Origin of the sequence: Streptomyces sp. NPDC046876 (genome assembly GCF_040645035.1) — a bacterium.
Classification (GTDB): Bacteria; Actinomycetota; Actinomycetes; order Streptomycetales; family Streptomycetaceae; genus Streptomyces.
In genome coordinates, this window is record NZ_JBEYXK010000085.1 from 16,235 (window position 1) to 30,127 (window position 13,893).

13 protein-coding genes and 1 pseudogene are annotated in these 13,893 nt (G+C 74.4%); 9 read left to right on the top strand and 5 right to left on the bottom strand.

The genetic code is table 11. The features are described 5' to 3' along the window. Positions 1–644: 644 nt before the first annotated feature. From ABZ924_RS30265 to ABZ924_RS30275, 3 genes and pseudogenes are all read left to right on the top strand, one after another. Positions 645–1,349, top strand: coding sequence for an XRE family transcriptional regulator (locus tag ABZ924_RS30265; RefSeq protein WP_361916673.1), 705 nt, complete (start codon positions 645–647; stop codon positions 1,347–1,349). Next, a pseudogene (locus ABZ924_RS30270) lies at positions 1,336–1,431 on the top strand (NUDIX hydrolase); the annotation flags it as partial. The gene ABZ924_RS30265 and the pseudogene ABZ924_RS30270, both read left to right, overlap by 14 nt. A 283-nt stretch (positions 1,432–1,714) precedes the next feature. Further along, on the top strand, positions 1,715–3,385 hold the full coding sequence (locus ABZ924_RS30275; protein ID WP_361916676.1) for a DNA repair helicase XPB: 1,671 nt from the start codon (positions 1,715–1,717) through the stop codon (positions 3,383–3,385). Here the strand turns inward: ABZ924_RS30275 and ABZ924_RS30280 are convergent. Both ABZ924_RS30280 and ABZ924_RS30285 read right to left on the bottom strand, forming a co-directional pair. Continuing rightward, positions 3,316–4,149, bottom strand: coding sequence for a glycosyltransferase 87 family protein (locus tag ABZ924_RS30280; RefSeq protein ID WP_361916678.1), 834 nt, complete (start codon positions 4,147–4,149; stop codon positions 3,316–3,318). The two genes, ABZ924_RS30275 and ABZ924_RS30280, sit on opposite strands and share 70 nt — an antisense overlap. 84 nt (positions 4,150–4,233) lie before the next feature. Beyond that, positions 4,234–4,428 carry a hypothetical protein gene (locus ABZ924_RS30285; protein WP_361916681.1) on the bottom strand — a complete coding sequence of 65 codons (195 nt, stop codon included), beginning with the start codon at positions 4,426–4,428 and terminating at the stop codon, positions 4,234–4,236. Positions 4,429–4,892: 464 nt separating this feature from the next. Here ABZ924_RS30285 and ABZ924_RS30290 point away from each other — a divergent pair, with 464 nt between their 5' ends. Further along, positions 4,893–6,869, top strand: coding sequence for an AAA family ATPase (locus ABZ924_RS30290; RefSeq protein WP_361916705.1), 1,977 nt, complete (start codon positions 4,893–4,895; stop codon positions 6,867–6,869). Between the two features lie 472 nt (positions 6,870–7,341). On the opposite strand, the gene ABZ924_RS30295 is transcribed toward ABZ924_RS30290, so the two are convergent. Next, positions 7,342–8,037: a copper homeostasis protein CutC gene (locus tag ABZ924_RS30295; protein WP_361916684.1), complete on the bottom strand. Its 696-nt coding sequence runs from the start codon at positions 8,035–8,037 to the stop codon at positions 7,342–7,344. A gap of 154 nt (positions 8,038–8,191) precedes the next feature. Between ABZ924_RS30295 and ABZ924_RS30300 the strand changes: the two genes are divergently transcribed. Further along, positions 8,192–8,851, top strand: a complete 660-nt coding sequence (locus ABZ924_RS30300; protein ID WP_361916687.1) for a hypothetical protein — start codon at positions 8,192–8,194, stop codon at positions 8,849–8,851. A gap of 29 nt (positions 8,852–8,880) precedes the next feature. Here the strand turns inward: ABZ924_RS30300 and ABZ924_RS30305 are convergent, their stop codons facing one another. Further along, complete coding sequence (locus tag ABZ924_RS30305; protein ID WP_361916690.1) at positions 8,881–9,147, bottom strand: DUF4031 domain-containing protein; 267 nt, start codon at positions 9,145–9,147, stop codon at positions 8,881–8,883. 7 nt (positions 9,148–9,154) lie between these two features. Continuing rightward, positions 9,155–9,532, bottom strand: coding sequence for a hypothetical protein (locus ABZ924_RS30310; protein ID WP_361916693.1), 378 nt, complete (start codon positions 9,530–9,532; stop codon positions 9,155–9,157). A gap of 98 nt (positions 9,533–9,630) precedes the next feature. Here ABZ924_RS30310 and ABZ924_RS30315 point away from each other — a divergent pair, with 98 nt between their 5' ends. The 4 genes from ABZ924_RS30315 to ABZ924_RS30330 all read left to right on the top strand — a co-directional run bounded on the left by ABZ924_RS30315 (position 9,631) and on the right by ABZ924_RS30330 (position 13,489). Further along, the gene (locus tag ABZ924_RS30315) at positions 9,631–10,545 is read left to right on the top strand and encodes a MurR/RpiR family transcriptional regulator (protein WP_361916696.1); all 915 of its coding nucleotides are present in this window, start codon (positions 9,631–9,633) and stop codon (positions 10,543–10,545) included. Between the two features lie 92 nt (positions 10,546–10,637). Continuing rightward, the gene (murQ, locus tag ABZ924_RS30320) at positions 10,638–11,558 is read left to right on the top strand and encodes an N-acetylmuramic acid 6-phosphate etherase (protein WP_361916708.1); all 921 of its coding nucleotides are present in this window, start codon (positions 10,638–10,640) and stop codon (positions 11,556–11,558) included. Between the two features lie 55 nt (positions 11,559–11,613). Continuing rightward, complete coding sequence (locus ABZ924_RS30325) at positions 11,614–13,086, top strand: PTS transporter subunit EIIC (RefSeq protein WP_361916699.1); 1,473 nt, start codon at positions 11,614–11,616, stop codon at positions 13,084–13,086. Positions 13,087–13,114: 28 nt separating this feature from the next. Then, positions 13,115–13,489, top strand: a complete 375-nt coding sequence (locus tag ABZ924_RS30330) for a hypothetical protein (RefSeq protein ID WP_361916702.1) — start codon at positions 13,115–13,117, stop codon at positions 13,487–13,489. Positions 13,490–13,893: the final 404 nt, after the last annotated feature.

The window sequence follows — 13,893 nt, forward strand, 5'->3', positions numbered from 1 at the left end:
TCACGGCAGCAGCCGCTCCACGACTGCCACTTCCGAGAACTCCCGGACGAAGGTGGTGTGTCCGGTTCGGCCGGTGTGCTCGATGCACATGTCGGTGCACACGTCGGCGCTTCCCGTTGGGGTGGCTGTCCAGTTGCAGTCCGGGTGCAGACAGCGCGCCGTCGCCGTCGTTTCCGCCGAGGGGTGTCGGTGCATGACGTATCGGATGTAGCGGAGTACGGCCCTAGGGGTCATTCCGACTCCGCCGGACACGCGGAGTGGCGGTAGACGACGACGGGTGGGCCCGGTGGTCGCTGGAGCGTCCCCCTGCGGACGGACTCCAGGGAGTCGATAGGACGTCGGCACTCCGGGCAGTGCTCACCCTTCGGTGCGAAGGTGGTGTACTCCCACTGGCGTGCATCCGTCGCGTTGTCCACCTTGGCTCGCCTTCCCTTGAGGCCGGTCTGCTGACGACGCCATGCTTGCTCCCCATTGCGGACGTATCCGGTTCTTTGCCCGGACAGTTGAGACGTCTGGAAGTACGCTGCGATAAAGCCCAAACGTCGCTGGGGGAACCCTTGAACACGGCCTTGCGGGACGCTATGGCGGAGGCGAAGGTGACCCCCAGGCAGCTGGCGGCCCGGGTGGGCGTCACCGTGAAGAGCGTGGAACGCTGGATCGCCGATGGGGCACTCACGCCGCACGCGCGAAACCGGCACGACACGTGCCGGTTGTTGGGAGTGGACGAAGAGATGATCTGGCCCGAGGCAGTCACCGCGCGCGTCAAGGTGGGCAGCGATCGCGAGCTGGTCAGCTCCTATCCCTACCGGTCCGCTTGTCCGTCCACCGTGTGGGCGCGGCTGGCGGACGGCGCGGCTCGGGACATGTTCCTCGGCGGGTACACCAACTACTTCTTCTGGACCCAGGTGCCCGACTTCGCCGGCCTCGTCCGCAGGAAGGCCGAGAGCGGGTGCCGGGTGCGCTTTCTTGTCGGGGATCCGAACGGGGACGTCACCCGGCGGCGCGAGGAGGTCGAGGCTGCTGCGCTCACCGTTTCCACGCGGATCGGGATCACCCTGGAGCACCTGGCCCGGCTGGGGCCGCTGGAGGGGCTCGAAGTGCGCTTCAGCGCGGCCTCCGACGCCATGAACCACGTGGGGCTCAGCGTCTTCCGGTTCGACCGCGACCTGCTCGTCACGCCTCACCTGGCCCGGGGCATCGGCCACGACTCCCCGCTGCTGCATCTGCGCCGCCAGGGCGACGGCGGCATGTGCGACCGGTTCTCCGCGCATGCGGAGGAACTGTGGGACCGGGGGCGGGAGGTCTCGGATACGGGGCATGCGGGAGGCGAGCTGTATGGGCCGACGTGATCACGAGGACGATCCGGGTGCGCCGGCGGCCAACAGCCTGGTGCCGGCTGCGTCTGCGGTCGTCGTGGACGAGGCGGGCCGTGGGCCCGTTGTGCGGTAGGGCCGCCCGGACGGGGGGAGGCGCCACACCGTCCGGCATCAGGGAGGAGCGGCCCCTGCCCAGGGGCCCGCTCTCGTGCGGCCCCGCTTCGGGCCCGGCGGGCTGGCGCGCGGCGCCCGCGATCGCTACGTGGTGATCGTTGGTCGGCGGCGGGCGGTCCGTGGTCGTCTTGGGGGCGCCGGGGGTGGGAGATGCGGCAGACTGGAGGTTTGGTCATCCGGTCGTTCCCGGCCGGACTGCCACCCCCGACGCGGAAAGGGACTTTGTGAACGGGCCTCTCATCGTCCAGAGCGACAAAACCCTCCTTCTCGAGGTCGATCACGAGCTGGCCGGGGCCGCGCGGCGGGCCATTGCGCCGTTCGCCGAGCTCGAGCGGGCTCCCGAGCACATCCACACCTACCGGATCACGCCGCTCGGGCTGTGGAACGCGCGGGCTGCCGGGCATGACGCCGAGCAGGTCGTCGACGCGCTCGTGGAGTACTCCCGCTATCCCGTCCCGCACGCGCTGCTCGTCGACGTCGCCGAGACCATGGCGCGCTACGGCCGTCTGACGTTGTCGAAGCACCCCACGCACGGGCTGGTGCTGACCACCACCGACCGGCCGGTGCTCGAGGAGATCCTGCGGTCCAAGCGGATCACCCCCCTCGTCGGGGCCCGCGTCGATCCCGACACCGTGGTCGTGCACCCCTCCGAGCGCGGCCAGATCAAGCAGACCCTGCTCAAGCTCGGCTGGCCGGCCGAGGACCTCGCCGGGTACGTCGACGGGGAGGCCCACGCCATCGAGCTGGAGGAGGACGGCTGGGCGCTGCGCCCGTACCAGCGGCAGGCCGTCGAGGGGTTCTGGCACGGCGGGTCCGGGGTCGTCGTGCTGCCGTGTGGGGCGGGGAAGACGCTGGTCGGGGCCGGGGCGATGGCCATGGCGAAGGCGACCACGCTGATCCTGGTGACGAACACGGTGTCGGCGCGGCAGTGGAAGCACGAGCTCGTGCGGCGGACCTCGCTGACCGAGGACGAGATCGGCGAGTACAGCGGGACCCGGAAGGAGATCCGGCCCGTCACCATCGCGACGTACCAGGTGCTGACCACCAAGCGGAAGGGTGTGTATCCGCACCTGGAGCTGTTCGACTCCCGGGACTGGGGGCTGATCCTCTACGACGAGGTGCACCTGCTGCCGGCGCCGGTGTTCAAGTTCACCGCGGATCTGCAGGCCCGGCGGCGGCTCGGGCTGACGGCCACGCTGGTGCGCGAGGACGGGCGGGAGTCGGACGTGTTCTCGCTGATCGGCCCGAAGCGGTTCGACGCGCCGTGGAAGGAGATCGAGGCGCAGGGCTACATCGCCCCGGCCGACTGCGTCGAGGTACGGGTCAACCTCACCGAGAGCGAGCGGCTCGCGTACGCCACCGCCGAGACCGAGGAGAAGTACCGGTTCTGTGCGACCACCGCGACCAAGCGGAAGGTCACCGAGGCGCTGGTGGCGAAGCACCGCGGCGAGCAGACCCTCGTCATCGGGCAGTACATCGACCAGCTCGACGAGCTCGGCGCGCACCTCGACGCACCGGTCATCAAGGGCGAGACCTCCAACGCGCAGCGCGAGAAGCTCTTCGACGCGTTCAGGGAGGGGGAGATCAACGTGCTCGTCGTGTCGAAGGTGGCGAACTTTTCCATCGATCTGCCGGAGGCCACCGTTGCCATCCAGGTGTCCGGGACCTTCGGGTCGCGGCAGGAGGAGGCACAGCGGCTGGGGCGGGTGCTGCGGCCGAAGGCGGACGGGCACGAGGCCCGGTTCTACTCCGTCGTCGCGCGCGACACCATCGACCAGGACTTCGCGGCGCACCGCCAGCGGTTCCTGGCCGAGCAGGGGTACGCCTACCGGATCATGGACGCCGATGAGCTGCTGACCGGCAGCGGGGACGGGGTCGCGGCCGACGAGGACTGACCGCCGGGCCGCCTGCGTACGGGGGCTGCCGCGCGGGTCGCGTACGCCAGGAGGGGGATCGACCACACCCACAGGTGCGGCCAGTGCAGCAGCCGGTCCGGGCCCGCGCTCAGCAGCCGGCTCCAGAACGCGGCGGAGTCCTGCGGCAGGACCACCAGGCCCAGCAGGGCGGTCCCGGCGAGGGCCGCCAGCGCGGTGAGCCCGGCCCGGACCCGGCCGGTGAGCAGCAGGTACGGGACGAGCACCGCCGGGGCCAGGGTGATTCCGGCGGCGGTGCCCAGGGCGAAGCCCTTGCCGAGGGCGGCGCGCGGCCGGGCCAGGTCCCACACGGTCAGGCAGGCGAGCGCCAGGTTGATCTGGCCCGGCAGCAGGCTCTGGAACAGGGGCTCCGCCCACAGCCCGGCGATGGTGGCGGCCACGACGGGGGCGGGCCGGGCCCGCAGGCCCGCGAGCCGGCAGGACAGCGCGACCAGCAGGGCGAGCAGGGCGGCGTTGCCGAGGAGGAAGACGGCCTTGAGCACGCCGGCCGGCAGCCACACGGCGGGGGTGAACAGGATCGCGGCGAAGGGAGGGTAGGCGGAGCCCTCTGCCGGACCGGCTGCGGAGTCGGCCGCGAAGCCGTCGGTCAGGGACTCGGCCAGGGCGTCGGCGAGCGGGATCCGTACGGCGATGCACAGGACGCCGAGGGTGAGCAGTGCACCCGTGGCCAGCACGGCGGCCGGCGGCGGCCACGGGGTGGAGGCGGGACGGGGGCGGCGGGTCACGCGCGTGACCCTAGTGGATCATCGAGGGGTTGCCGCCGGTATCCGGCCAGGGCCTGGCGGCCTGCCGTGGTGCGGGGTGTCGGATCAGCGCCGTACGACGTTCGCGTCCTCGGCGTACTCGGCGTACTCGCCCAGGACGGCGACGCTCACGATCGCCGCGGCGAAGACCTTCGCGGCGCGCAGCGCGCTGCCGACGAGGTGGCGGTGCGGGGAGTCGGAGGTGGCGGTGGCGCCGCTCGGGCGGCCGCCGTGGACCGGGGTGAAGGTTGCGGTGCTCATGTCTCCATGGTGCGTTCCCGCCCCGCCCGCCGCATCGGTCCCGGGGCGGAACCGCAGCGGCCCCCGGGTACGCCTGACGGCCCATGCCGACCCTTAGGGCTACCCCTGAGGTCGCTGCCGGGTCCCTCGGGGTCCCCCGGAGGACGGAGCCGGGGGTGCGGGGAAATGCGGTCGCGCCGGGGCGGGGCGGTGACTACAATCTCCGCTCTTGCCGCCTCCCGCCGCCGTATCCGGGGAGAGCGCCTGCCGGTCGGAAACCGGCGGGCACCGTGCCACGCACCCACGCACCGACCCGTCGCAGACCAGCAGCTGGAGGCATTCCCGTGCCCGCGCACGCCCCCGTTCCCGCCACCGCCACCGAGCCCGTTCCCGTTACCGCCACCGACCTGCCCGCCGACCCCGCCGGGAACCCGCTGGCGCGCGAGCAGGCGCACCTGGCCGCCTCCCGTGCCGCGCTGCGCGCCATGCGCGCGGACGTCGAGGCCCTCGACATCCGCGACGTCACCGCGAACTGGGTCAACGCGATCGTCCTCCAGGCCCAGATCGACGACCGGATCAAGGCGCTCGCCGACCTCGCGCACACCCCGCTGTTCTTCGGCCGCCTCGACTACCTCCATGCGCCCGGCGCGGAGCTCGCCGAGGGCGGGGAGGGCGAGCAGTTCTACATCGGCCGCCGCCACGTCCACGACGCCGAGGGCGACCCGATGGTGATCGACTGGCGCGCCCCGGTCTCCCAGCCGTTCTACCGGGCGTCGAAGGCCGACCCGCAGGACGTGGCGCTGCGCCGCCGGTTCGGGTACACGGGCGGGCAGTTGACTGCGTACGAGGACGAGCACCTCTCCGACCCCGGCGAGGCGGCCACCGTCAGCAAGCTGCTCCAGCAGGAGATCGAGCGGCCGCGCGTCGGCCCCATGCGGGACATCGTGGCGACGATCCAGCCCGAGCAGGACGAGATCGTCCGCTCGGGGCTGTCGGGCTCGGTGTGCGTGCAGGGCGGGCCCGGCACCGGGAAGACGGCGGTCGGCCTGCACCGGGTCGCGTACCTGCTGTACGCGCACCGCGAGCGGCTGGCCCGTACGGGCACGCTCGTGATCGGGCCGAACCGTTCCTTCCTGCACTACATCGAGCAGGTGCTGCCGGCGCTGGGCGAGCTGGAGGTCAAGCAGGCCACCGTCGAGGACCTCGTCTCGCGGGACGGGCTGGAGGTGCGCGGCACCGATCCGGCCGCGACCGCCGTGGTCAAGGGCGACGCCCGGATGGCGGAGGTGCTGCGGCGGGCGGTGCGCTCGCACGTCACGCCGCCGACCGAGGCGCTGATGGTCGTACGCGGCTCGCGCCGGTGGCGGGTGCCCGCGTACGAGCTCGAGGAGATCGTGGCGGAGCTGCTGGCGCGGGACATGCGCTACGGGGCTGCGCGGGAGGCGCTGCCGCAGCGGATCGCGCACACCGTGCTCGTACGGATGGAGCAGGCGGGCGAGGCGCCCGACGACCGGGTCCAGGACGCGGTGGCGCGCAACGCCGCCGTGAAGGCGGCCGTCAAGGCGATGTGGCCGGCGGTGGACCCGGCGAAGCTGGTGCTGCGGCTGCTGTCGGACGCGGAGTTCCTGGCCGCGCACGCGGAGGGGGTGCTGACGGCGCAGGAGCAGGAGCTGCTGCTGTGGCCGAAGCCGTGGCGGAGCGTGCGGGCGGCGAAGTGGTCGGCGGCCGACCTGGTGCTGATCGACGAGGCGGCGGACCTGGTCGAGCGGACGCACTCGCTCGGGCACGTGGTGCTCGACGAGGCGCAGGACCTGTCGCCGATGCAGTACCGGGCGGTGGGGCGGCGGTGCACGACCGGCTCGGTGACGGTGCTGGGCGACCTGGCGCAGGGCACCACCCCGTGGGCCACCGGCGACTGGGCCCGGGCCCTGGCCCACCTGGGCAAGCCGGAGGCGGCGGTGGAGGAGCTGACGGCGGGCTTCCGCGTGCCGCGCGAGGTGATCGCGTACGCGTCGCGGCTGCTGCCGGAGATCGCGCCCGGGCTGGCGGCGGTGTCGTCGGTGCGTGAGGCGGCCGGGTCGCTGGAGGTGCTGCAGGTGGACGACCTCGGTGCAGCGGTGGTGGACGCCTGCCGGGCCTCGCTGGAGCGGGAGGGGTCGATCGGGCTGATCGCGGCCGATGCGCGGGTTCCGGAACTGGAGGCGGCGCTGCGGGAGGCCGGGCTGGCGTGGCTGTCGCCGGGTGAGGAGACGACGGCGGAGGTGCGGTTGACGGTGGTGCCGGCTTCGCTGGCGAAGGGGTTGGAGTACGACTACGTGGTCCTGGACGAGCCGGCGGCCATCGTCGCGGGCGAGCCGGACGAACGGACCGGGCTGCGCCGCCTGTACGTGTGCCTCACCCGAGCGGTCTCGGGTCTCACCACGCTCCACGCGGCCCCCCTGCCGCCGGCCTTGACGGCCTGACGGCCCTCCCCCGCCCAGCCCGGCACGGGCCGGCCCGGAGCCGGTCCGCACGGGGGCCGGTCCGCACGGGGGCCGGTCCGCACGGGGCCGGTCCGCACGGGGGCCGGTCCGCACGGGAGCGGTCCGCACGGGGGCCAGTCAGGGCGCGGGCCAGTCAGGGCGCGGGCCGCTGCGCGGAGCCGTTCCCCTCCCCGCCCCTTCTCCCCCAGCTACCGCTGGGAGGTGCCCCCAGAAACCGGGGCCTGCGGCCCCGGCCCCCGCCGGGTGCCCGCGCTCCGCCCGGAACGGGGTGCCGGGCGCTCCGCGCCCGGTGCGCTCAAACGCCGCGCGGGCTGGAGCATGCCGCTGCCCGGCAATGCCAGCCCCGCCCGGCGGATCCAGCCCCGCCGGCGATTGAGGCGCGGGGTCTGGGGCGGAGCCCCAGGGAGGCCGGGCGGAGCCCCGGGCGACGCCCGCGGCGGGGGGCCGGGGGTCAGGCGAGGGCGCTGCGCCAGGATTCGACTGCGGCGGCGGAGACCGGGTGGGTCCAGCCCGACGGGCGGGCGGCGCCGCCGATGTGGAAGGCGGTGATGCCGGCCGCCCGGAGCACCGGCAGGTGGGCCAGGGTGAGGCCGCCGCCGACCAACAGCTCGGCCGCATAGCCCGGCTCGCCGCGCCGCGCCGCCTCCGCGACCAGGACCGGGAGCCCCTCCTCCACGCCCCCCGCCGCCCCGGCGGTCAGGTACGTGTCCAGGCCGGGCAGGTCCGCCAGCGCCTTGCGCAGCTGGTCGCGGTCCGCGGCCCGGTCGACGGCCCGGTGGAACGTCCACCGGCAGCCCGCGAGCTCCCCCGCGACCGTCTCGATCGCGGCGAGGTCGGGGCGGCCGTCCGGGGTCAGGAACCCGAGGACGAACTCCTCGGCCCCCTCGGCCCGCAGCGCCCGCGCCTGCGCGGCGAGCCGGTCCACCTCCTCCGCGGACCCGGCGCAGAACCCGTCCGCCGCCCGGAGCATCACGCGCAGCGGGATGTCGACCGCGGCCCGGATCGCCGCGAAGGTCGCGCGCGTCGGGGTGAGCCCGTCGGCGGCCATGTCGCTGACCAGTTCCAGTCGGTCCGCCCCACCGGCCTGGGCCGCGACCGCGTCCTCCACGTCGAGGGCGATCACCTCCAGGACTGCACGGTTGCTCATTGGGCCCACTCCTTGGGAATGCCGAAGCTGCTGATATGAAAAATAGGTCTAGTCCAATATCCAGGGTACGGGGCCGCCCACCCCTTCACCAGCACCCCACCGGCACGCGCTCCCGCATCCGCAGCCCGTCCGCACGCCACCCCACAATGTGCCTATGGCCGACACCCCGAAGCCCGAAGCGCACGCCCGCCTCCGCTCCCGCTGGCACGCCACCGCGGCCGCCGCCGGCGCCCCCGCCGACCGCGACCCCGGACCGTACGCCGACCGGCTGCTCACGGCCTGGGCGGAGCCCCAGCGCCGCTACCACACCACCGCGCACCTGGCCGACGTACTCGCGCGGATCGACGTACTCGCCCCGCACGCCGCCGACCCCGCCGCCGTCGAGCTCGCCGCCTGGTTCCACGACGCCGTCTACCGCCCCGACCGCTCCGAGAACGAGGAGCGCAGCGCCGCGCTCGCCGAGCGCGCCCTGCACGAACTCGGGATACCCGAGGAGCGCACCGCCGAGGTCGCCCGCCTCGTCCGGCTCACCGTCACCCACGACCCCGCCCCCGGCGACACCAACGGCGAGGTCCTGTGCGACGCCGACCTGGCCGTACTGGCCGGCGAACCCGACGCGTACGCCGCGTACGCGGCCGCCGTGCGCGCCGAGTACGGCTTCGTCCCGGACGACGCCTTCCGTACCGGCCGGGCCGCCGTCCTGCGCCGGCTGCTGGACCTGCCCCGCCTCTTCCGCACCCCGTACGGCGCCGCGCACTGGGAGGGCCCGGCCCGCCGCAACCTCGCCGCCGAGCTAACCGAACTCGGGGAATGAGATCCCGCGTTCCGCCCGGCCGGGCCCGCCTACGCCGGGCGGTGTTTCGGGCGGCGCAGGCCCGATTCCGTCAGGCGGCGGACCAGCTCCTTGCTGCCCACTTCCCGGGCGCCCGCCGCCACCGCGGCCGCGTAGCGGTGCTCGGGGACGTCGTAGTGGTCGCGCTCGAACGCCTTGCGCGGGCAGCCGATGGACTCCGCGAAGGCGTGCAGCTCCTCGTACGACACGTCGCTGACCAGGTGCGACCACATACGGCCGTGGCCCGGCCAGGTCGGCGGGTCGATGTAGAGCGTCACCGGCGGCTCACCGGCCGGGGCCGAGGACGGGCCCGAGGCCGCCCACCGCGGCGACCTTGACCCCGGCCTTGGCGCACACCCAGTGCGGATCGGGCCCCAATTCCGGCTCCACGTCCAGCGCGTGCGGGTCGCCGTGGGAGCAGACCGGGCACAGCGGCCAGCGCCCGTACTTCTCCAGCAGCGCGTCCTGCACGTCCTGGGCGACGAGCCCGGCAAGGTAGTCGACCCCCTCCGGCCACTGCTCCACCCACCACCGGCGGTGCGTGACCGAGTCCTCGACGAGGGAGACGACATCGGCCTCGGCGACCTCGCCCGCGACGAGATCGGCGAGAACGAGGGCACGGGCGGCGTGCAACGCCTGTTCCAGGGGGGTTGCATGGTCCATGCGCCCATTGTGAACCCCGACCGGGCACGTGGCGAAGGCCTGCGAAGGCCCTCTTATGCCGTATTGACCCGATTCCTGCCCGAAAATAGATTTCAGGCATGAGGGACGAGGCGAAGGAAACTTTCAGCCCGGCGGTACCGCTCCGGGCCCGCGTCCGCCGCCTCGCGCCCTCCATGACCCGCTGCGTGCAGGCCGTCGCCGAGGCCGTCGTCTCCGATCCGGCGGGCTGTGCCCGGCTCACCGTCTCCGCCCTCGCCGCCCGCACCGGCACCAGCGAGGCCACCGTCGTGCGCACCGCGCGCCGCCTCGGCTACCCCGGCTACCGCGACCTGCGCCTGGCCCTGGCCGCGCTCGCCGCCCGCCAGGAGTCCGGGGCCGCTCCGGTCCTCGGCGCGGACATAGCCGTCGACGATCCGCCGGCCGAGGTCCTCGCCAAGCTGGCCCGCGAGGAGGCCCAGACGCTCGCCGACACCGCCGCCGGGCTCGACACGGCCGCGCTGGCCGCCGCCGTCACCGCGCTCGCGACCGCCGGCCGCATCGACGTCTACGGCGTCGGCGCCTCCGCCCTCGTCGCCCAGGACCTGGCGCAGAAGCTGCTGCGCATCGGCCTGATCGCCCACGCGCACAGCGACCCGCACGTGGCCGTCACGGGCGCCGTGCAGCTGCGCCCCGGCGACGCGGCCGTCGCGTTCAGCCACTCGGGCGCCACCGGCGACGTGGTCGACTCCCTGCGCACGGCCTTCGAGCGCGGCGCCACCACCGTCGCCGTCACCGGCCGGCCCGGCGCGCCCGTCGCCCGGTACGCCGACCTCGTGCTGGCCACCTCCGCCGCGCGCGAGACCCGGCTGCGGCCCGCCGCGATGTCCAGCCGGACCAGCCAGCTCCTCGTCGTGGACTGCCTGTTCGTCGGGGTCGCCCAGCAGACGTACGACCGGGCCGCCCCCGCGCTCGCCGCCTCGTACGAGGCCCTCGCCCCCCGCCGCCGAAACCACCGCCAGGAGCCCCGACCGTGACCGTCCCGAAGACCGCCGCGAAGACCGCCCCGAAGACCGCCCCGAAGAGCGTTCCCAACGCCGCCGCCCCTGCGACCGCCGCCGGCGCCGCGCTGCGCGCCCAGCTCGACACGCTGACCACCGAGGCCTTCCGCCCCGAGCTGGCCGGGATCGACCGGCTCGGCACCCTGGAGCTCGCCCGGGCCATGAACGCCGAGGACGCCGCCGTCCCGGCCGCCGTCGCCGCCCAGCTCCCGCGGATCGCCGCCGCCATCGACGCCATCGCCGCCCGCATGGCCCGCGGCGGCCGCCTGGTCTACGCCGGCGCCGGCACCGCCGGCCGCATGGGCGTCCTCGACGCCAGCGAGTGCCCACCCACCTTCAACACCGCCCCCGGCCAGGTCGTCGGCCTGATCGCGGGCGGCCCGTCCGCCATGGTGCAGGCCGTCGAAGGCGCCGAGGACTCCGCCGACCTGGCCGCCGAGGACCTCGCCGCGCTGGGGCTGACCGCCGACGACTGCGTCATCGGCATCTCCGCCTCCGGCCGCACCCCGTACGCCGTCGGCGCCGTCGCCTACGCCCGCCGCCGCGGCGCGCTCACCGTCGGACTCTCCTGCAACGCCGGCTCCGTGCTCGCCGCCGCCGCCGAGCACGGCATCGAGGTCGTCGTGGGGCCGGAGCTGCTGACCGGCTCGACCCGCCTGAAGGCCGGCACCGCGCAGAAGCTCGTCCTCAACCTCGTCTCGACCATCACGATGATCCGGCTCGGGAAGACGTACGGGAACCTCATGGTCGACCTGCGCGCCTCCAACGAGAAGCTGCGCGCCCGCTCCCGCCGCATCGTCGCCCTGGCCACCGGCGCGCCCGAGGAGGAGATCGAGGCCGCGCTCACCGCCACCGGCGGCGAGGTCAAGGCCGCGATCCTCGTCCTCCTCGGCGGCGTCGACGGCCCGGCCGCCGACGAGCTGCTCACCGCCACGGGCGGCCACCTGCGGGCCGCCCTCGCCCGGGCGGCCGGCACCACCACGCCCTGACCGCACAGCTTGCCCCCCGCCACTCGCCCCTCCCCCCACGCAAGGCGATCCCCCCATGTCGACTGACACCCACCGCGCCACGGCCGCCGCGATCCTCCCCCTCGTCGGCGGCCCGGACAACATCGGCTCGATCGCGCACTGCATGACCCGGCTGCGCATCGGCCTGCACGACCGCTCGCTCGTCGACGACGAGGCCCTGCGGGCGCTGCCCGCCGTGCTGGGCGTGGTCGAGGACGACACGTACCAGATCGTGCTGGGGCCGGGGGTCGTCGCCCGCGTGAGCCCGGAGTTCGAGGCGCTCGTCGCGCAGGCCCGCCGGGCGGCCGGCACGACACCGGTGACCGCGGAGGAACTCGCCGAGCGCGGCGAGGCGTTGAAAGCGGCACAGAAGGCGCGCAACGCCACCCCGGTCAAGCTGGCGCTGCGCCGCATCGCGAACGTCTTCGTCCCGCTGATCCCGGCGCTGATCGGCTGCGGCATCATCGCCGGCCTGAACGGCCTGCTGACGAACACCGGTTGGCTGCCGGCCGTGGTGCCCGCGCTCGCCGCGATCGCCTCCGGCTTCATGTCCCTCATCGCCGTCTTCGTCGGCTTCAACACGGCCAAGGAGTTCGGCGGAACGCCCGTACTCGGCGGCGCGGTCGCCGCCATCATCGTCTTCCCGGGCGTCGCCAAGATCGACGCGTTCGGCCACCACCTCGCGCCGGGCCAGGGCGGCGTGCTGGGCGCGCTGGCCGCCGCCCTGCTCGCCGTCCAGGTGGAGAAAGGGTGCCGCACCTGGGTCCCCGAGGCGCTGGACAGCCTGGTCACCCCGACCCTGACCGTCCTCGTCGCCGGCCTCGCCACCCTGTTCGGGCTGATGTTCGTCGCCGGCGCGGTCGCCTCCGCCATCGGCGCCTTCGCGACCTGGCTGCTGCAGTCCGGCGGCGCCCTCGCCGGGCTGGTGCTGGGCGGGCTGTTCCTGCCGCTGGTGATGTTGGGCCTGCACCAGGCCCTGATCCCCATCCACACCACCCTCATCGAGCAGAGCGGCCACACGGTCCTGCTGCCGATCCTCGCCATGGCGGGCGCCGGGCAGGTCGGCGCGGCCCTCGCCGTCTACTGCCGGCTGCCGCGCAACCGGTCGATCCGTACGACCATCAAGTCCGCGCTCCCGGCCGGGCTCCTCGGCGTCGGCGAGCCGCTGATCTACGGGGTGTCGCTGCCGCTCGGCCGGCCCTTCGTCACCGCCTGCGTCGGCGGCGCGGCGGGCGGGGCGTTCGTGGGCCTGTGCCACCAGCTCGGCATCGCCTTCGGCTCCACGGCCATCGGGCCCTCGGGCTGGGCCTTGTTCCCGCTGCTGGACGGCAGCTCGGGGATGGGCCTGACCGTCGCCGTGTACGGGGGCGGTCTCGCGGTGGGCTACCTGGTCGGATTCGCGGCCACGTACTTCTTCGGTTTCACCCGGCGGATGTTGACGGATCTGAACTCCGACCCGGGGTCAATTCCGGCCACGGGACAACAGGCCAGCGAGCCTGCTATGGCGTGAATATAGATCCGGGAGAGAGACTGCCGGAATGCAGCTCCCCGCCGACGCCGTCGCCGCCACCGCCACCGTCGAGGTCATCCGCCTCGCCACCCGCCCCGAGCGCTACGGCGAACCCGTCACCGGACCCGTCGTCAGCCGCTGGACCGGGCAGGAGGCCGCGGACTCCCTCCGGTTGATCTCCTCCATGCCGCCCGGCGAGGCGCGGCTGTGCTTCTCGCCGGGGTGGGGGCTGCGGGCGTACGGGGCCGCCGACGAGCTCCTGTTCGAGCTGATCTTCTGTTTCAGCTGTCACCACGGCTGGCTCTGGGGCCCCGCCGTCCCCGAGGAGCTGGCCTTCGACACCCTGTCGGGCAACACCGCCGTCGCCGAGGCGCTGCTCGCGCACTTCCGCGACGCCGCCTGACGATCGGCCGACCGAACGCCCGGCCCCGCCCCTCCTACCCGGCCGCGCCACCCCGGTACCCCCGCCGACCCCGCCGGCCCGCTGACCGCCGGCCCGCTGACCCCGCCCAGCCCGGCGGCCCCGCCCGACGGAGAGCGCCGCGGGCCCAACCGTCCTTCTCTCGCCCCACGGCGGCCGGGGAGCTGCGCCCCTGCCGCCTCGTGAAGCCGCGCCGACCTGCGGCGCCCCGCCACCGCTGCGCGGAGCGGTCCCCCACCCCACCCCTTCCCGAAACCGGGTCCTGCGGCCCCGGCCCCCGCTCGCCTCAATCGCCGGCGCGGCTCAAAGACCGGGGCTCCGCCCCGGACCCCGTTCCGGGCGCTCCGCGCCCGGTGCGCTCAAACGCCGCGCGGGCTGGATGTTCC